The 16,643-nt window shown below is 66.1% G+C and carries 16 protein-coding genes; 10 read left to right on the top strand and 6 right to left on the bottom strand.

Annotated elements, in window-relative coordinates; genetic code table 11:
* Positions 1-126 precede the first annotated feature (126 nt).
* The 7 genes from F9K20_RS15620 (at position 127) to F9K20_RS15590 (ending at position 9,780) form a co-directional block, all read left to right on the top strand.
* Positions 127-1,086 carry a cytochrome c oxidase subunit 3 gene (locus tag F9K20_RS15620; protein WP_291003757.1) on the top strand — a complete coding sequence of 320 codons (960 nt, stop codon included), beginning with the start codon at positions 127-129 and terminating at the stop codon, positions 1,084-1,086.
* Between the two features lie 113 nt (positions 1,087-1,199).
* Complete coding sequence (locus tag F9K20_RS15615) at positions 1,200-1,607, top strand: DUF983 domain-containing protein (protein WP_291003754.1); 408 nt, start codon at positions 1,200-1,202, stop codon at positions 1,605-1,607.
* A gap of 38 nt (positions 1,608-1,645) precedes the next feature.
* Positions 1,646-2,392: an SURF1 family protein gene (locus F9K20_RS15610; RefSeq protein ID WP_291003751.1), complete on the top strand. Its 747-nt coding sequence runs from the start codon at positions 1,646-1,648 to the stop codon at positions 2,390-2,392.
* Positions 2,393-2,531: 139 nt separating this feature from the next.
* Positions 2,532-3,941, top strand: a complete 1,410-nt coding sequence (thrC, locus tag F9K20_RS15605; protein WP_291003748.1) for a threonine synthase — start codon at positions 2,532-2,534, stop codon at positions 3,939-3,941.
* The gene (locus tag F9K20_RS15600) at positions 3,938-5,206 is read left to right on the top strand and encodes a pitrilysin family protein (protein ID WP_291003745.1); all 1,269 of its coding nucleotides are present in this window, start codon (positions 3,938-3,940) and stop codon (positions 5,204-5,206) included. Before thrC ends, F9K20_RS15600 begins: the two co-directional genes overlap by 4 nt.
* Positions 5,207-5,227: 21 nt before the next feature.
* Positions 5,228-5,842 (top strand): GNAT family protein, encoded by a 615-nt coding sequence (locus F9K20_RS15595; protein ID WP_291003742.1) that lies wholly within the window; start codon positions 5,228-5,230, stop codon positions 5,840-5,842.
* Complete coding sequence (locus tag F9K20_RS15590; RefSeq protein ID WP_291003739.1) at positions 5,839-9,780, top strand: EAL domain-containing protein; 3,942 nt, start codon at positions 5,839-5,841, stop codon at positions 9,778-9,780. Before F9K20_RS15595 ends, F9K20_RS15590 begins: the two co-directional genes overlap by 4 nt.
* Positions 9,781-9,801: 21 nt before the next feature.
* Here the strand turns inward: F9K20_RS15590 and F9K20_RS15585 are convergent, their stop codons facing one another.
* On the bottom strand, positions 9,802-10,419 hold the full coding sequence (locus tag F9K20_RS15585; RefSeq protein WP_291003736.1) for a YqgE/AlgH family protein: 618 nt from the start codon (positions 10,417-10,419) through the stop codon (positions 9,802-9,804).
* Positions 10,420-10,603: 184 nt separating this feature from the next.
* Here F9K20_RS15585 and F9K20_RS15580 point away from each other — a divergent pair, with 184 nt between their 5' ends.
* Positions 10,604-11,428: a protein-disulfide reductase DsbD domain-containing protein gene (locus tag F9K20_RS15580; RefSeq protein ID WP_291003733.1), complete on the top strand. Its 825-nt coding sequence runs from the start codon at positions 10,604-10,606 to the stop codon at positions 11,426-11,428.
* Between the two features lie 63 nt (positions 11,429-11,491).
* On the top strand, positions 11,492-11,989 hold the full coding sequence (locus tag F9K20_RS15575) for a peroxiredoxin (protein WP_291003731.1): 498 nt from the start codon (positions 11,492-11,494) through the stop codon (positions 11,987-11,989).
* A 16-nt stretch (positions 11,990-12,005) separates the two neighbouring features.
* Here the strand turns inward: F9K20_RS15575 and rnhA are convergent, their stop codons facing one another.
* The 3 genes from rnhA to ispH are packed head-to-tail and all read right to left on the bottom strand — an operon-like array spanning position 12,006 to position 14,468.
* A complete protein-coding gene (rnhA, locus tag F9K20_RS15570; RefSeq protein ID WP_291003729.1) occupies positions 12,006-12,482 on the bottom strand; it encodes a ribonuclease HI in 477 nt (158 codons plus the stop codon).
* Positions 12,479-13,453 (bottom strand): homoserine kinase, encoded by a 975-nt coding sequence (gene thrB, locus F9K20_RS15565; protein ID WP_291003727.1) that lies wholly within the window; start codon positions 13,451-13,453, stop codon positions 12,479-12,481. Before thrB ends, rnhA begins: the two co-directional genes overlap by 4 nt.
* A 22-nt stretch (positions 13,454-13,475) precedes the next feature.
* Positions 13,476-14,468, bottom strand: a complete 993-nt coding sequence (gene ispH, locus F9K20_RS15560; protein WP_291003725.1) for a 4-hydroxy-3-methylbut-2-enyl diphosphate reductase — start codon at positions 14,466-14,468, stop codon at positions 13,476-13,478.
* A gap of 231 nt (positions 14,469-14,699) precedes the next feature.
* On the opposite strand from ispH, the gene F9K20_RS15555 reads away from it, so the two are divergent.
* A complete protein-coding gene (locus F9K20_RS15555; RefSeq protein ID WP_291003723.1) occupies positions 14,700-15,290 on the top strand; it encodes a hypothetical protein in 591 nt (196 codons plus the stop codon).
* Positions 15,291-15,556: 266 nt separating this feature from the next.
* On the opposite strand, the gene F9K20_RS15550 is transcribed toward F9K20_RS15555, so the two are convergent.
* Both F9K20_RS15550 and F9K20_RS15545 read right to left on the bottom strand, forming a co-directional pair.
* Positions 15,557-16,054 carry a F0F1 ATP synthase subunit B gene (locus F9K20_RS15550; protein ID WP_291003720.1) on the bottom strand — a complete coding sequence of 166 codons (498 nt, stop codon included), beginning with the start codon at positions 16,052-16,054 and terminating at the stop codon, positions 15,557-15,559.
* 8 nt (positions 16,055-16,062) lie between these two features.
* A complete protein-coding gene (locus tag F9K20_RS15545) occupies positions 16,063-16,617 on the bottom strand; it encodes a F0F1 ATP synthase subunit B' (protein WP_291003717.1) in 555 nt (184 codons plus the stop codon).
* Positions 16,618-16,643 lie beyond the last annotated feature (26 nt).

Below are 16,643 nucleotides of genomic sequence, written 5' to 3'. Positions count from 1 at the left end.
AGCAACAGGCGCTGCACCTCGGGACCGGTCCTCAGGGGCAGCGACAAGGCACTCGCTCCACCGGGGCGCGCAGCCTAACGACGAGGGATCGGGAGCACCAACGGGGACTACGGGAGAGACGAGACAATGGCCGCGACGGACGTCAAACACCACGACTACCACCTTGTGAATCCGAGCCCTTGGCCGGTAGTTGCTTCATTCTTTGTGCTGTTCCTCACAGTCGGGCTCGTCATCTGGATGCGCTCCATGAGCGAGGGACCGGGCCTATTCGGTATCAACGGTCCATGGGTGTTCGCCGTCGGCGCCGCCGGAGTCGTCGCCAGCGCCTTCTTCTGGTGGCGTGACGTCATTCGTGAGGGCCAGCACGGCGATCACACTCCGGTCGTGCAGCTGCACTTCCGCTACGGCATGATCCTGTTCATCGCCTCCGAGGTGATGTTCTTCGTGGCTTGGTTCTGGGCGTACTTCGACGCGGCCCTTTTCCCGGCCGGCGTGCACGACCTGCTGAATAGCACCGACGTAGTCGGCCAGGTGACGCGCGATCAGTTGCTCGGCGGCCACTGGCCTCCGGCACCGGTCGACGGCACCGGCGTGACCATCCCGGCCAGCGGAGCGCCGACACCAGGCATCTTCCAGCACACCTTCGATCCGTGGGGCATTCCGCTGCTCAACACGCTGATCCTGCTCACTTCGGGCGTGACGGTGACGTGGGCGCACCACGCGCTGCTGAAGAACGATCGCCGCGGTCTGGTGCTGGGCCTCATTCTGACCGTGCTGCTGGGCGCCACGTTCACCGGCTTCCAGGCCTACGAGTATATGCACGCCGCCTTCAGCTATGCCGGCCACATCTACGGCTCGACGTTCTTCATGGCGACGGGTTTCCACGGCGCGCACGTGCTGATCGGCACGATCTTCCTGCTCGTATGCCTCATCCGCGCCATCAACGGCGCCTTCACCCCGAAGGCGCACTTTGGCTTCGAGGCGGCGGCCTGGTACTGGCACTTCGTCGACGTGGTCTGGCTGTTCCTGTTCGCCTGCATCTATGTGTGGGGCGCGGGCGCCAACCCCGGCGGCGCCGGCCACTAAGGGCCGCGCACGGTATTGACGGAGCGGGCCGGCGTCGGCCCTTCGTCGCAGCAGCTTCGCCGGGGCGGCCATTGTGCCGCCCCGTGCTATTCTGGCCACCGAGCGCGGGTGTCATGGCGACGCCTGCCGAAGAATTGCAGGAGCAGCGTGTGTCGGAGCAACGGTCGGTCTCGCCCCTCTACGCCGCTGTGCTGGCGCGCTGTCCGTCCTGCGGCAAGGGGCGCTTGTTCAAGAACGTGCTGGAGATGCGCCGCGAGTGTGAGCGCTGCGGTCTCGACTACCGCTTCATCGACACCGGCGACGGGCCGGCGGTGTTTGCCATCTTCATCCTCGGGTTCCTCATCTGCGGCGCCGCGCTCTACGTCGAGTTCACGTACGAGCCACCGGTCTGGGTGCACCTGGTGCTGTGGGGATTGGGGACGCCGCTGATCGCTCTCATCCTGCTGCGCTTCCTCAAGGGGCTGCTCATTGCCCTGCAATACCGCAACAAGGCCGAAGAGGGACGCGTTACGCGTGAATGAGCGAAGGCCAGGTCCGGCAGCGCGAGGATTCGCCTGACATGCTGGGCACGCTCCGGGACAGGCGCTTGCTATGGCCGGGATTGGCGGCTCTCGCCGGGCTCGCCCTGCTGATCTCGCTGGGCAACTGGCAGATGCAGCGGCTGGCGTGGAAAGACGGGCTGATCGCCGCCATCGCCGACCGCGCCCATGCCGAGCCGGTGCCCTTGGCGGCGGCGGAGGAGCGCGCCGCGCGCGGCGAGGATGTCGAATATACGCGCGTCGCCGTCGCGGGCCACTTCGTCAATGATCGCGAGATGCATCTCTACGCTCTTGACGACGTGCACGGACCTGGATTCCACGTCATCACACCGCTGCGTCTCGGCGACGGCAGCATGGTACTCGTCAATCGTGGCTTCGTGCCGAACGACCTGAAGGATCCGGCGCGGCGCGGCGCGGGTCGGCTTTCCGGAGTCGTGAAGGTCACGGGGCTGCTGCGACACCCGGACACCCAGGGAATGTTCGACCCGCCCAACGATGCCGCCCGTAACATCTGGTACTGGCGCGACATCGACGCCATGGCCGCCGCTGCTGCGGGCCCAGAGGCAGCGCGCGTGCATCGCTCCATTATCGACGCAGAGGCAGATCCTGCCGTCCCCGGGGGGTGGCCCAAGGGCGGCACAACGCGGCTTGAGCTGCCCAACCGTCATCTCGAGTACGCGCTGACGTGGTACGGCCTGGCGGCTGCACTTGTGGCTGTATTCGTGGTTTTCGCGGTCGGCCGGTGGCGGCAGCCCATCACCAAATAGCCCCCGATCTGCCAATGTGTTGGGGTTAATCTCAACAAGGCTGTGCGGAGGTCGCGGCGGAGCCGGCCGCTTGCTTGTGGGCCCACTTGCCCGGCACTAGGGTGCGCTGGGCATCCGCTCGTAAGGAGAACAACTCGCGTTGAACTACATCTCGACCAGAGGTGAGGCGCCCCCATTGGGCTTTGAGGACGTCGTGCTGGCCGGGCTTGCCCGCGACGGCGGTCTCTATGTGCCGCAGGCGTGGCCGGCGCTGGCGCCGGAGATGATCGCCTCGTTCGCCGGCATGCCGTTCGCCGACGTCGCCGTGGAGGTAATCTACCCCTTCACCGGCGGGGCCATCGCCCGCGAGGACCTTCGCCGGATGACAGGCGAGGCGTATGCGGGGTTCGGACATCCGGCGGTGACGCCGCTCATCCAGGTCGGGCCGAACCGCTGGATCCTCGAGCTGTTCCACGGTCCGACGCTCGCTTTCAAGGACGTGGCGATGCAGCTCCTGGCGCGCCTGATGGACCGGGTATTGGCCGAGCGCGGGCAGCGGGCAACGATCGTCGGCGCTACATCCGGAGATACCGGCGGTGCCGCGATCGAAGCGTTTCGCGGCTCGCCGCGCGTCGACGTGGCCATCCTCTTTCCGGAGGGGCGCGTCTCCGACGTTCAGCGGCGCATGATGACGACGCCTATCGAGGCGAATGTGCACGCCATCTCCGTGCGCGGCACCTTCGATGACTGCCAGGCGCTCGTGAAGGCGATGTTCAACGATCTCGGCTTCCGCGATCGCGTCTCGCTCGCTGGCGTCAACTCCATCAACTGGGCACGCATTGCCGGACAGGTGACGTACTACTTCGTCGCCGCCGCCGCCCTCGGTGCGCCGCACCGGCCGGTATCGTTCGTCGTGCCGACCGGCAACTTCGGCGACATCTTCGCCGGCTACGTGGCCAAGCGCATGGGCCTGCCGATCGAGCGTCTGGTCATTGCCTCGAACGTCAACGACATCCTGCCGCGCACGCTGCACGGGGGGACCTACGAGATGCGCGAGGTGATCGCCACCACCTCGCCGTCGATGGATATCCAGATCTCCTCCAATTTCGAGCGCTATCTGTTCGAGGCCTCGGGCCGCGATGCGCCGCTCATCCGCGCCAAGATGCGCGCCCTGCGGGAAACGGGGAGCTTCGACCTCGGGTCGCTGGGCGACACCATGCGCCGCGAGTTCGCGGCGGCGGCAGCGAGCGAGGCCGATGTCGCCGAGGCGATCGTGCGCACCAAGGCTCAATGCGGGTATCTGGCCGACCCGCACACGGCATGCGCCATCGTGGCGGCGGAGCGCGCGCTGGATGCGCGCGGCGCTCCACAAGTGGTGCTATCGACCGCTCATCCGGCGAAGTTCCCCGACGCGATGGCCGCAATCACCGGCGAGCGCCCCCTGCTGCCCGAGCGTCTCAAGGACCTGCTCACGGCCAAGGAGCGCTACACCACCATCGACAACGATATCGGTGTCGCCGAGGGGCATGTCGAGGCGCTGACACACGCGGTTTTGGAGCAGCGCGGATGACCGTCGAGCTGACCACTCTTGCGAACGGCTTGCGGGTTGTGACCGACAACATGCCCCACCTCGAGACTGTCTCGCTCGGCCTCTGGGTCGGCACCGGGGCGCGCCACGAGACGGAGCGGGAGCACGGCATATCGCACTTTCTCGAGCACATGGCCTTCAAGGGCACACGGCGGCGTAGCGCGCAGCAGATCGCCGAGGAGATCGAGGCCGTGGGGGGCGAGCTCAACGCCGCCACCAGCATGGAGACGACCGCCTATTTTGCTCGCGTGCTCAAAGGCGACGAGAAGGTGGCGCTCGGCCTCATCGCCGACATCCTGCAGAACTCGGCCTTCGGACGTCCGGAGCTGGAAGGCGAGCGGCAGGTGATTCTGCAGGAGATCGCCGCTACCCGCGATAGTCCCGACGACATCGGCTACGACCTGCTGCACGATGCCGCCTTTCCGCAACAACCTATGGGGCGGCCGATCCTCGGCACGCCGATCAGCGTTGGCAGCTTCACGGCAGGCGATCTGAAGCGGTTCCTCGGACGACGCTATGGTCCTGGCAACATGGTGATTTCCGCCGCTGGCGCCGTCCGCCACGCAAATATCGTTCGCCACGCTGAAGCCCTATTCGGGGGGCTGACTGACCAGCGGCGAACAACGGGGGAACGGCCGGCCAAGTACGTCGGCGGCTTGCGTGTCTCGGAGAAGCCTTTCGAGCAAAGCCATCTTCTGATCGGCTTTCCCAGTCCCTCCTACCGGGACGATGCGTTCTTCGCGGCCCAGGTGTTCTCGGGGCTGTTCGGCGGCGGCATGTCGTCCCGATTATTTCAGGAGGTGCGTGAGAAGCGCGGCCTCTGCTACGCGATCTACTCGACCGCGTGGGGTTTGCGCGACGCGGGACTATTTGGAATTCACGCGGCAACAGGAACGGGATTGATGGGTCAGCTCATCGACGTGATCGGCGCAGAATTGAAGCGTGCTGCCGAGCAGCCTCCGGAGGGAGCGGCGTTGGCGCGATCCAAATCTCAACTCAAGGCCGGTCTGTTGATGAACCTCGAAAGCTCCTCGGCGCGCGCCGAGCAGATGGCGCGTCATGTACTGACGCATAACCGGGTGCTCGCGAACGGGGAGCTGATGGACAGGGTCGATGCTGTGACCGCCGAGAACGTGCGCGACTTTGCCGCCGTGTTGGCACAGAGCGAAGCTTCGATATCGGTCGTCGGCAGCGGCCGGCGCTCGCGCAAGTACGCCGAGCGCGCCGCGGGCATGGTTCGTGTCTAGCGCTTCGGGGGGAAAGGGCCGATGGCATTCCTGCGATCCTCAACCGCACCGGACAGCGCCGTCACCTTGCGCGGTTCCGGCGTGTGGCTGCGGGCGCCGATGATGAGCGACTACGCCCCGTGGGCCGAGCTGCGCGCACTGAGCCGCGATCACCTGACGCCGTGGGAGCCGATATGGCAGCGCGATGAGCTGTCGCGCAGTGCCTACCGTCGGCGCGTGCGCCATTACCAGCGCGAAGCGCGCGAGGACCTCGGCTACGCGTTCCTAATCTTCTCCGACGCCGACGATGAGCTCCTCGGCGGCCTGACGCTGTCCAACGTGCGCCGCGGCGTCACGCAGGCCGCGGTGCTCGGCTACTGGATCGGCAAGCCGTTCGCCGGCCGCGGCTATATGACGGAGGCCGTCCGCGCCGCTGTCGGCTTCGGCTTCGACACGCTGCACCTGCACCGGCTCGAGGCGGCGACGATGCCGAACAACATTCCCTCCATTCGCGTGCTGGAGCGTAACGGCTTCCGGCGTGAGGGTCTTGCCTGCCGGCTCCTGAAAATCAACGGGGTGTGGGAGGACCACGTTCTGCATGCACTGCTGAGCGACGAAGCGCGTCGCGATGCGAGCGCGGAGGTGCGTTCGCCATGAGCGAAATGGGCCAGAGACGAGCATGTTGGTACGGCGCCAATGGCCGCGCCGTGCTCTGTCTCGTCCTCGCCATTTTCGCGATGCTGGCGGCCTTTCCCGATCGCGCCTGGGCCCTGAAGCCGATCGTCATTGAGCCCGACCAGGACCGTGTCGAAGTCACCGCGCTCGGTGAGTTCTACGACGCGCGTGGAGACAGTCTGCAAGTAGAGACGGCACCGGCGGCGGACGGCATGTCGGGTCGCATCTCGGTTACGGCGAAAACGCCCGGGACTAGCCCTAACTGGGTCGTCTTTGCGTTGACCAATCCGACCGACAAGCCGGTCGAGCGCTGGCTGACGGCAGCGCGCTACAGCATCGTCGGCTCGGGTGCCGTGTGGCCGGATCTCGACGCGCAGCGCATCGAGGCGGTGACGCCTTCGATGGGCTATATCCCCGAGCGCATCAAGAGCGACCGCGCCGACATCTTCCGCGTCACCATCGAGCCGGGGCAGACGGTCACTTACGTGGCCGAGCTGTCCTCCGACCGTTTCGCGCGCCTCTACCTTTGGAAGCCGCTGGAGTACGAGCTCTATTCGCGCGACCGGCAGTTGATGAACGGCATCATGCTGGGTCTCACCGGTCTCCTTGCCATCTTCCTGACCGCGATCTTCGCCGCCAACCACAAGGCGATCTTTCCGAGTGCCGCGCTCGTCGCGTGGTGCGTGCTGGCGTATCTGTGCGTCGACTTCGGCTTCTTCCACAAGCTGTTCCAGCTCAAGGCCGAAGACAACGCCGTCTATCGCGCGGCGAGCGAATCGGCGGTCGCCGCCAGCCTCGTCATCTTCATATCCGTGTTCCTGCGCATTGCGTTCTGGCACGGCCTCATACGCATGCTGTTCACGGTGTGGATCATCGCGCAGCTGACGCTGGTTGCCGTGGCGGTGATCGACCCGCGCCTCGCCTCGACGTTCGCGCGCATGTCGTTCCTCATCATTGGCGCCGTCGGCGGCGCCTTTGCGCTGTTCCTCGCGCTGCGCGGCCAGGATCGTGCGCTGTCGCTGATCCCGACGTGGATCCTGTTCCTCATCTGGATCTTCGGCGCGGCCATGGTGCTGACGGGACGCCTGTCCGGCGATGCCGCCGTGCAGGGCCTCGTCGCCGGCCTGGTGCTCATCCTCATCCTCATCGGCTTCACGGTCACGCAGTTCGCCTTCCGCTCGCTGGAGCCGCTGTTCGGCGCGGCGCCGAGCGAATTGCAGCTGCGCGCCCTCGCCGTCGATGGCGCCGGATCGGCGGTGTGGGAGTGGAATGCGCGGCGCGACGAGGTGAAGGTCAGCCCGGCGATCGAAGCTTCGCTCGGCCTCAACGCCGGCGAGTTGTGCACCAAGGTCGACGATTTCATCAAGCACCTGCATCCCACCGACCGCGAACGCTTCCGCATGATCCTGTGGTCGATCCAGGAGCGCACCTGGGCACGCATCCGCACCGACTTCCGCATGCGCCACGCCGACAACAGCTACCGCTGGTTCGAGCTCGAAGCGGCGAGCGTGCCGAACGCCGACGCGCGCGCCATGCGCTGCGTCGGCTTGGTGCGCGACGTGACGGATGCCAAGCGGGCGCACGAGCGGTTGCTGCACGATGCCGTGCACGACAGCCTCACCGGCCTTCCCAACCGCGAGCTGTTGCTCGACCGGCTTGGTGTCGCGGCGAGCCGCGCCAAAAGCGAGAACGGCGTGCGGCCCAGCGTCATCTTCATCGACATCGACAAGTTCAAGAGCGTGAACGTGTCGTTCGGTCTCGTGGTCGGCGACAGCCTGCTGCTGACCGTCGCGCGCCGACTGCAGAGCCATCTCGGCGCGCATGACACGGTCGCCCGCGTGGGTGGCGATCAGTTCGCCATCCTCTTGGTCTCCGAGCAAAGCCCGCAGGATTTGGCTGGCCTCGCCGAGCGCGTGCGGCGCTCGCTGCGGGCGCCGATCAAGATCGCCGGGCAGGAGATCGTGCTCACTGGCTCGATCGGCATCGCCGTTTACGACGGGCAGACCCCGAGCCACCTCGACCTCTACAAGGAGGCCGAGATCGCCATGTATCGCGCCAAGCGCGGGGGCGCCGATCGGATCGAGATCTTCCGCCCCGAGATGCGCTCCGACCGCGACGACCGCGTAACGCTCGAGAGCGATCTGCGCAAGGCGCTGGCCAAGAACCAGATCAAGGTGCTCTACCAGCCGATCATCTACCTGCCGACCGAGGAGCTGGCGGGCTTCGAGGCGCTGGTGCGCTGGGAGCACCCCAAGCGCGGCCTGATGAGCCCCGTCGACTTCATCCCCATTGCCGAGCAGTCGGACCTCATCGTGCGTCTCGGCTCGCACGTGCTCTTACGCGCCGCGCACGAGGCGGCGCGCTGGCAGCGGGAGCTGCCGCGCGAGGAGCGGCCACTGTTCGTTTCCGTCAATATCTCCAGCCGGCAGATCTTCCGCCAGAATCTGATCCAGGAGATCCGTCATATCCTAGGCCGCAATATCGTGCCGAAGGGGTCGCTACGGCTCGAGATCACGGAAAGCCTGGTGATGGAGAATCCGGAGCAGGCGACGGAGATTCTCGAATGGCTGCGCGGCGCCGGCGCCGAGCTGGCGCTCGATGACTTCGGCACCGGCTACTCCTCTCTCGCCTATCTGCAGCGCTTCCCGTTCGACACCATCAAGATCGATCGCGCGCTGGTGCAGGCGAGCGGCGAGAGCGGCGGCGCCGGCTCGGCCATCGTGCGCTCGATCGTGGCGCTCGGCCACGAGCTCGGCAAGAGCGTCGTCGCCGAAGGAGTCGAGACGCCCGAGGACGTCGCCTTCCTGCGCTCGATCAGCTGCCAGTACGCGCAGGGCTTCTACTACGGCGAGCCGATGTCGGATCGCGACGTGCTGCAGCTCTTGAAGATGGTGCGCACGGCCGAGCATAAGCTGCGCCCGCGCGGGCTCTTCAGGGCGAAGGCCAAGGGTAAGGGGCGCGAAAGAAAGGTGGCCGCCAACGGCGCGCCGGCGCGAGCGAATGGTGGTGCGCCGGGCGGGACCCACCCGCAGGCCAATGGGCGCCCGCCGTCGCCGCCTGCCGCGCTGCCAAACAGCACGCTGCGCCCCCGTCAGCGCGCGGTACTGGGGCGCATGACGCCACCCCCGCCGCCTCCGCATGACGGCGCCGTGCTGGCGGCTGACTTTGGGTCCCCACCGCCGCAGATGCTGCAAGAGTTCGGGCCGCAGGACTTGCTCCCGCCACCGCACGGTGAGCCGCACCCGGCGCTGCCACCGCCGCTGCACGACATGCTCCCGCCGCCGTCCGGCGCGGCGCAGGCCAACGGCTTTGATGGCGGTCCGCCCCCGCCGCCGGAGTTCAGCGGAGCACCTCCACCGCCTCCGCAGCTGCTGCTGGAACAATTCGGTCTGCCGCCTCCGCCCGAGCAATATGGCGATGCGCCGCCGACCCACGACGTAGCGGCGTCCTCGGTGCCGCCCGCGCCCGTAGAGAATGGGGCGCACCTGCCATTCGAGGCGCTCGCCGAGTCATTGTCGCTGTCGCCTCCACCGCCATCGCCGATGTCGCTGCCCCCGGTGCACGCGCAGTCCGAGGAGCCCAATCCGCTGGTCGCTGCCATGGCACAGGCAGCGGCGCCGCCAGAACCCGAGCCGCCTCCGTCGGCGCTGTCGTTCGCCCCGTCGCCGCCGGCCCACGCAGCACTCCAGGCTCCGCATGCCCCTGCACGGCGTCCGCCAAACGCAAACGGAACCAATGGCGCAAGGCCGGCTGCGCGCAGGTCGGTGCCGGACTTCTCTGGTCTGCCGCCAGCGATGGCCGAGAGCCTCGCCAAGCTGGCCGGTGTGCCGTGGCCGCCGCGCCCTGAGGGGAATGAGCGCGAGCCAGAGGAGCATGCCGCGGAGTTCGTGCCCGGTACGCCGCCGCGTAGCGAAACCTAGCCGCCTTGCTCTAGTCCGCCGTCAGGCGTGTCCGGCGTCGCTGACCAGATGCGAAGGATCGATGCCGAGCTTGGCCAGGGCGCGCGCGTACTTGGCCTCGATGTTGGGGTCGAAGATCAAGTCGGGGTCGGCGGGGCAATTGAGCCAGCCGTTGGCCTGTATCTCGCTTTCGAGCTGCCCCGGCGACCAGCCTGCATAGCCGAGCGCGAGGATGGCGTGATTTGGCCCGGTGCCAGTGGCGATAGCGCGGAGGATATCGATCGTCGCCGTCAGGCAGACGCCGTTTTCGATGGGCAGCGTCGAGTCGTCGGCGAAGTAGTCAGAGCTGTGCAGCACGAAGCCGCGGCCCGTTTCCACCGGTCCGCCGACGTGAATTGACATTCTGCCGACCTCGTCGGTGATGCCGTCATCGCCATTCGAGGAAACGATGCCGAGGCGCTCGAGGAGATCGGGAAAGGAGATGTGCGAGGCACGCTGATTGATGATCAGGCCCATGGCCCCATCCTCCGAGTGCGCGCACATGTAGATCACCGAGCGCGCAAAGCGTGGATCGGACATCACCGGCATGGCAATGAGAAGTTGTCCGTCGAGGTAGCCTTCGGCGGAGGCGCGACGCGGGCCAGGGCGAGCGATCTTCATGCACTACACTAACTTGTCTGCGGCCAAGGTGTGAAGCCGTCAATTGGAGCCGTGGCGCGCGCCGGCGCTTGTAAATCGGGCGGTCGCAATCATTTGTTCAGGCGGCCATCATTTGCAGCCGCGCGGCGGGGCGCTACAACGCTGGGTGGCCCCGCTGCCAGAAGGGTGTCTTGGGAATAAGCCGATGCGCAGATATCTGACTTTGCTTGCCGGTACCATCGTCGGGCTGGCGATATGGGTGGGCGCGGCAGCGGCCGTTGCGGGGGTGGCGTCCGAATGGGTTGATGGGCACGGCTCGCGCGCGCGATTGATCAGCGGTGGCGGCATCGCCGGAGTCGAGCTGGAATTGGCCGAAGGTTGGAAGACCTACTGGCGCTTTCCCGGCGAAGCCGGCGGCGTGGCGCCGTCCTTCGATTGGTCGAAATCGACGAACCTCGAGAACGCGCAGGTTCTGTATCCCGCACCGAAGCGCTTCACCGACGCCGCCGGCGATACCATCGGTTACAAGGGTAGCGTTGTCTTTCCTGTGCGGCTCAAGGCGAAGGATGCCTCGAAGCCGATCGATGTACGCCTCGCCTTCGGCTATGGCGTTTGCAGGGACATCTGCATCCCCGCGCAAGCCTTGCTGTCGCTAACGGTGCCGCCGGATACGGCCATTTCGGAGGAGCTGATGGATGCGATGGCGCGCGTGCCAGCTCCGCCCGAGGCGCGGCGCGAGGGCGATCCGCTCCTGAAGCGTGTCGTGCCGGAGCTGTCGGGGCCAAGGCCGCGCATCGTTCTAGAGACGGAATTCTCCGGCGGAGCCGATCACATCGACGCATTCATCGAGGCGCCGGAGGGGCTCTACGTGCCGCTGCCGAAGAAGATCGCCGACGATGGCAAGGGTGCGGTAACTTTCGAGGTCGACCTTTCCAACGATGTCGACATCGCCGCGCTGAAGGGCAAGCAGCTCACGGCAACTATCGTTTCCGACAAGGGGCAATCCGAGGCAACCTTTCCACTGCAGTGAGCGAACGCCGGGCCACGCGCTTCGTTATCAGTCGACGCCATCCAAGCACAATGAGGTCAGCCAATGACGATCAAAGTCGGCGACAAGCTGCCGGATACAAGCTTCATGGTCATGACTGGCGACGGGCCGGCCAAGAAGTCGACCAGTGAGATCTTCGCTGGCAAGAAGGTGGCGCTATTCGCCGTGCCTGGGGCGTATACGCCGACCTGCCAGCAACAGCACATGCCGGGCTTCGTATCGCGCGTCGATGAGCTGAAGGGCAAAGGCATCGACACCATCGCCTGCACAGCCGTCAACGACATCTTCGTCATGACGCAATTCGCCAAAGACACGGGCGGCGCCGGCAAGATCTTGATGCTGGCCGACGGCAACGGCGAGTTCGCCAAGAAGATTGGACTCGATATCGACCTGTCCGGCTTCGGCCTCGGTCCGCGCTCCAAGCGCTACGCAATGCTGGTCGATGACGGCGTCGTCAAGGTCTTGAACGTCGAGGACGCGCCGCCGCAGCATGACAAGTCGAGCGCCGCGACGCTGTGCTCGATGATTGACCGCTCGCTCTGAGCGGCCCGGGTCTAGGTCAGGTTTCGTCCGATTTCCCGGCGCCCTTGCGCGGCTTGAACTCGGCCATGGCGAGGCGCGCCAGCTCATCGGCGCGCTCGTTCTCAGCCTGCCCGGCGTGTCCCTTCACCCATCGCCAGTCGATGTCGTGCACGCGCCGCGCTTCATCGAGCCGCTGCCAGAGCTCGGTGTTCTTGACCGGCTTCTTGTCGGCCGTGCGCCAGCCATTCTTCTTCCAGCCGTGGATCCAGCTGGTGATACCGTTCTTTACGTAGACGCTGTCGGTGTGCAGCTCGACGCGGCTCGGGCGCTTGAGCGCCTCGAGAGCGGAGATCGCCGCCATGAGCTCCATGCGGTTGTTGGTGGTCAGCGCCTCGCCGCCGGAAATTTCCTTGCACTGGTCGCCGTAGGTGAGGATGGCGCCCCAGCCGCCGGGCCCTGGATTTCCCGAGCAGGCACCGTCGGTGTAGATGACGACCGGGGGGCGCTCGCTCATTTTACGGTCTCGCTGAGACCGTATTCGGCGATCGAGCGCACGCCCTGGTGGAAGCGCAGGCGGCGCACGTACTCCATGGGATTCTTCGGGCTGACGAGGGCGTCGCTCGGCGTGTTCAGCCAATCGTAGGCGCGCGTCAGCAGAAAGCGCATCGCCGCGCCGCGCGCCAGCGTGGGCATCGCCGCCCGCTCGAGCGGGGTCATCGGCCTTACCTCCTCGTAGCCGCGCAGAAACGCCTGCCCCTTGGTAACGTTGAAGGACATGTCCTTCTCGAAGCACCAGGCGTTGAGGCTGACGGCGACGTCATAGGCGAGCGCATCGTTGCAGGCGAAGTAGAAGTCGATGAGGCCGCTCAAGCGGTCGCCGAGGAAGAAGACGTTATCGGGAAACAGGTCGGCGTGGATTACGCCCTCGGGCAACCCCTGGGGCCAGGCTGCTTCGAGGTACTTCAGTTCGGCTTCCACCAGTGGCGCCAAATCGGGGGAAATCTCGCTTGCGCGCGGGGCGAAGCGCTCATAGAGCGGACGCCAGCTGGCCACCCCGAGGGCATTGGCGCGACGCAACGCAAACCCCTTGCCGCCCAGATGCAGCCTGGCCAGGGCCCGGCCCACGGCCGCACAGTGCGCTGCCGTCGGGCGGCGCACCCAGAAGCCCTCGAGGAAGGTGACGAGCGCCGCCGGCCGGCCGGCCAGCCGGCTGAGATTGTTACCCTCGGCATTGTGTACCGGCGTCGGGCAGGTGACGCCATGCTCGGCGAGGTGCTCCATCAGCCCGAGATAGAACGGCAAGTCGGCCGCCTCGACGCGCTTTTCATACAGCGTCAGGATGAACGGCCCTTTCGTCGTGTGCACGATGTAGTTGGTGTTTTCGACGCCCTCGGCGATGCCCTTGAACGACAGGAGCTCGCCAAGGCCATAGCTGGCGATAAAGCTCGCGAGTTCCTCGTCGCTGACTTCGGTATAGACGGCCATGGGCGTCGCGATCTTTCGGGGGTCAGGAAACGGCAGATGCGGGACGCAACTCGCGCGGAACATTGAAGGCGATGCGCTCGAGTGCGGTGGTCACCGTCTCCAGCTTCACATCGAAGCGCGCCCGGAAGGCGTCGATGACTTCTTCGACAAGCGTTTCGGGCGCCGAGGCGCCGGCCGTGACGCCGACGCTTGCCAGACCCTCGATGTCGGCCCACGGGATGTCGCGCGCCCCTTCGATGAGGCAGGCGCTCGGGCAACCGGCGCGCTGCGCCACTTCGACGAGGCGCAGCGAATTGGAGCTCTGCGGACTGCCGACCACCAGCAGGCAACCGATCTTGCGCGCGATGGCCTTAACGGCGGCCTGACGATTCGTCGTGGCGTAGCAGATGTCCTCCTTGTGCGGGCCGACGATGCTCGGGAACCGGCTGCGCAACACGGCGACAATGGACGCGGTGTCGTCGACCGAAAGTGTGGTCTGCGTCACGAATGCGAGCTTGCTCGCATCCCGCGGCACGAAGTTTTCCGCGTCTGCCGCGGTTTCGATCAGCGTCACGGCCCCCTCGGGCAGCTGGCCCATGGTGCCGACCACTTCTGGATGGCCGGCGTGGCCAATGAGCAGGATTTGCAGCCCTTCCTCATGGTGGCGGGCGGCCTCGATGTGCACCTTGAAGACCAGTGGGCAGGTAGCATCGAGAACGAACATATTGCGGGCTTTGGCGGTCGCCGGGACGGCTTTGGCGACCCCGTGTGCCGAAAAGATCACGGGTTGGTCGGTCTCTGGAATGTCATCCAATTCTTCCACAAAAACGGCACCTTTAGCCCTCAGGGAATCAACGACAAATCGGTTGTGCACAATCTCGTGACGCACATAGACGGGGGCGCCGTATTTGGCCAAAGCCAGCTCGACGATCTGGATGGCCCGGTCCACGCCGGCGCAGAAACCGCGCGGACCCGCAAGGTAAACGGTCAGGGGCGGCCGGATATGGGGCGCTGACGGTGGGAACGCGGCGGACATTGCTTTCTCTGTCTACCCGGCCGCATCGCTGTGCAATGCGCTTGGTCGGGGTTGGTTGGGGGTGCTAGCTTGGTCAGGGACAATACAGGAAGCCTCCGTCGCCGGCCTAGGGTTTTGGCTGTGTCCGGCGTAGAAGAGGGCAACGAGGGGTCGGGCCGGGGCGCTATGAGGCATTCCGCAACCAAAGCTGCGCGCGCTGGCGCGTGCGCGTGCCTCTGCGGGCTGTTAACCGTGTTGACCTCCGGGTGCGGCATTTCCTCCATCACCTCCGGCCTCGGCAACAGCATATTTGGCAGCTCGTCGTCGCAATCGACGCCGCCGCCCGGCGTCAGCGAGGAGCAGCTCCTGTCGGCGGCCAAATCCGACGTTGGCTCCACGGGGTCGCCGGTCGGCGAGATTGCGCATGGATGCCCGCGCCTGAGCATATCGCCGCACGGCAGCCATCTCACCATCTATGAGGATGGCCGTGCCGGCGACGGCCTCGCCATCATGCATCGCGGCGAGATCACCAAGACGGCACGCGAGTGCCAGATCGAGCCGGGGCGCGTCACGGTGCGCTACGGCTTCTCCGGCCGGGTGCTGCTCGGTCCGCGCGGCCACGCCGGCAACGTGAAGCTGCCGATCAACGTGATGGTGACCGACGCCAAGCGTGCGCGGGTGACCGGCGACACGGTGAGCGTCGATGCCACCGTCGCCGTCGACAATCCGATCGGCTACTTCTCGACCGTGCGCACGGTAACCTTCGATATTCCGGAAGGGACGCGTCCGGGCGAGTACGAGGTGTTCGTCGGCTTCGACCAGAACGCCCAGGGCGCCGGTTAGCCGTACTCGCAAGCCATCCCCAAAGTGTCATCCTCGGGCTCGTGCTGGAAGTATGCCTCCGGCATGTCCCGAGGATCCAACCCGACGCTGGCTGCAAGGGCTGAGGCTGCTCTGCGAGCGCGCAACGACTGATCTGGCGCAGAGTTCGCTGAGATATGGGTGCTCGGCACAAGTCCGAGGATGACAATGGTGCGCGCATCATGCGCGAATGCAAAACGCCCCGGAGGACCGGGGCGTTGCTGCTTCGTCGAACCTTGGACCGCCGTTCAGTTCAGCTTATTGCCCAGATCCTTGATGCTCTGCTCGACAAGGCCGGCCGCCGTTGCCACAGCAGACGCCTTCGACTTGAGGATCTTCTCCGCTGCCGCAATGGCGTTGTCGACGGCTGAGGCACGAACCTCGGCTACGGCCTGCGCCTCGGCGCGGGCGATCTTTTCCTCCGCCGATTTGGTGCGCCGCTCCACCGACTCCTGCAGCGCTTTGCGCGTCTGCGCCGTCAGCGCTTCCGCTTCGCGCTTGGCCTGCTCGAGGATTTCCTTTGCTTCGGTCTCGGCCTCGCGGCTCTTGCGCTGATAATCGGCGAGCAAAGATTGCGCCTCATCGCGCAGCCGGCGCGCCTCGTCGAGCTCCTTGCGGATGGCGTCGGCGCGGGCATCGAGCGCTTTACCAATTATGGTCGGGACCCGGTAATAGACGAGCAGCCCGATGAAGGCGAAGAAGGCGATCATCACCCAAAAGACGGGATCGGCCGGATCAAAAAGCATTGTCGTCCTCACTCCGCCGCGGGCTGCAGCACTTTCTTGACCTCGGCGGGGCTCACGTCCTCGCCGAGCAGCTTGTTGACGACGGCGCTGGCCGTCTCGGCAGCAATGTCGTTGACGCTCGACAGGGCCTTGGCCTTGGTCGCGGCAATGCGCGCCTCGGCATCGCCAAGCTTGGCCGACAGCTGGCTTTCCACCTGCGCGCGCTCCCTATCCGTTTCGGCGGTGAGCTTGTCGCGGATGTCCTTGGCCATCGACGAGGCCTTGCCGCGTGCGTCGCTCAAGGCCCGCTCATAAGCCGCGAGCGCGGCGTCAGTGTCGGCCTTGAAACGCTCGGCGGCGTCGAGATCACGCTGCACGCGATCGCGGCGCTCCTCGAGCACCTCGCCGATGCGCGGCAGCGCCACGCGAGCGAGGATGAGGTAGAGGACGACGAAGGTCAGCGCCAGCCAGATGAGCTGGGGCGAGAAGTCAGCCGGATTGAGCTGCGGCAGTCCCCCCGACTTTTCCTCGTGCGTCGCTGCGGCGGCTGCCGCCACGACGAACGCTGAGATAGCTGCGACCATGACTTCCTCCTCGCGCCGGCGCGCCC

The organism is Hyphomicrobium sp., assembly GCF_009026145.1.
Taxonomy (GTDB): Bacteria; Pseudomonadota; Alphaproteobacteria; order Rhizobiales; family Hyphomicrobiaceae; genus Hyphomicrobium_A.
The sequence above is the reverse complement of the archived record's forward strand: the minus strand, read 5'-3'. Positions and strand labels throughout refer to the sequence as shown.

What these genes read in the sequence shown, in the direction of transcription:
- ispH (WP_291003725.1), bottom strand. Translation starts at nt 14,468, where the DNA reads ATGTCCGCCGCGTTCCCACCGTCAGCGCCCCATATCCGGCCGCCCCTG.
- F9K20_RS15595 (WP_291003742.1), top strand. Translation starts at nt 5,228, where the DNA reads ATGGCATTCCTGCGATCCTCAACCGCACCGGACAGCGCCGTCACCTTG.
- thrB (WP_291003727.1), bottom strand. Translation starts at nt 13,453, where the DNA reads ATGGCCGTCTATACCGAAGTCAGCGACGAGGAACTCGCGAGCTTTATC.
- F9K20_RS15615 (WP_291003754.1), top strand. Translation starts at nt 1,200, where the DNA reads ATGGCGACGCCTGCCGAAGAATTGCAGGAGCAGCGTGTGTCGGAGCAA.
- F9K20_RS15580 (WP_291003733.1), top strand. Translation starts at nt 10,604, where the DNA reads ATGCGCAGATATCTGACTTTGCTTGCCGGTACCATCGTCGGGCTGGCG.
- F9K20_RS15590 (WP_291003739.1), top strand. Translation starts at nt 5,839, where the DNA reads ATGAGCGAAATGGGCCAGAGACGAGCATGTTGGTACGGCGCCAATGGC.
- F9K20_RS15610 (WP_291003751.1), top strand. Translation starts at nt 1,646, where the DNA reads ATGCTGGGCACGCTCCGGGACAGGCGCTTGCTATGGCCGGGATTGGCG.
- F9K20_RS15600 (WP_291003745.1), top strand. Translation starts at nt 3,938, where the DNA reads ATGACCGTCGAGCTGACCACTCTTGCGAACGGCTTGCGGGTTGTGACC.
- F9K20_RS15575 (WP_291003731.1), top strand. Translation starts at nt 11,492, where the DNA reads ATGACGATCAAAGTCGGCGACAAGCTGCCGGATACAAGCTTCATGGTC.
- F9K20_RS15620 (WP_291003757.1), top strand. Translation starts at nt 127, where the DNA reads ATGGCCGCGACGGACGTCAAACACCACGACTACCACCTTGTGAATCCG.
- rnhA (WP_291003729.1), bottom strand. Translation starts at nt 12,482, where the DNA reads ATGAGCGAGCGCCCCCCGGTCGTCATCTACACCGACGGTGCCTGCTCG.
- F9K20_RS15545 (WP_291003717.1), bottom strand. Translation starts at nt 16,617, where the DNA reads ATGGTCGCAGCTATCTCAGCGTTCGTCGTGGCGGCAGCCGCCGCAGCG.
- F9K20_RS15585 (WP_291003736.1), bottom strand. Translation starts at nt 10,419, where the DNA reads ATGAAGATCGCTCGCCCTGGCCCGCGTCGCGCCTCCGCCGAAGGCTAC.
- F9K20_RS15550 (WP_291003720.1), bottom strand. Translation starts at nt 16,054, where the DNA reads ATGCTTTTTGATCCGGCCGATCCCGTCTTTTGGGTGATGATCGCCTTC.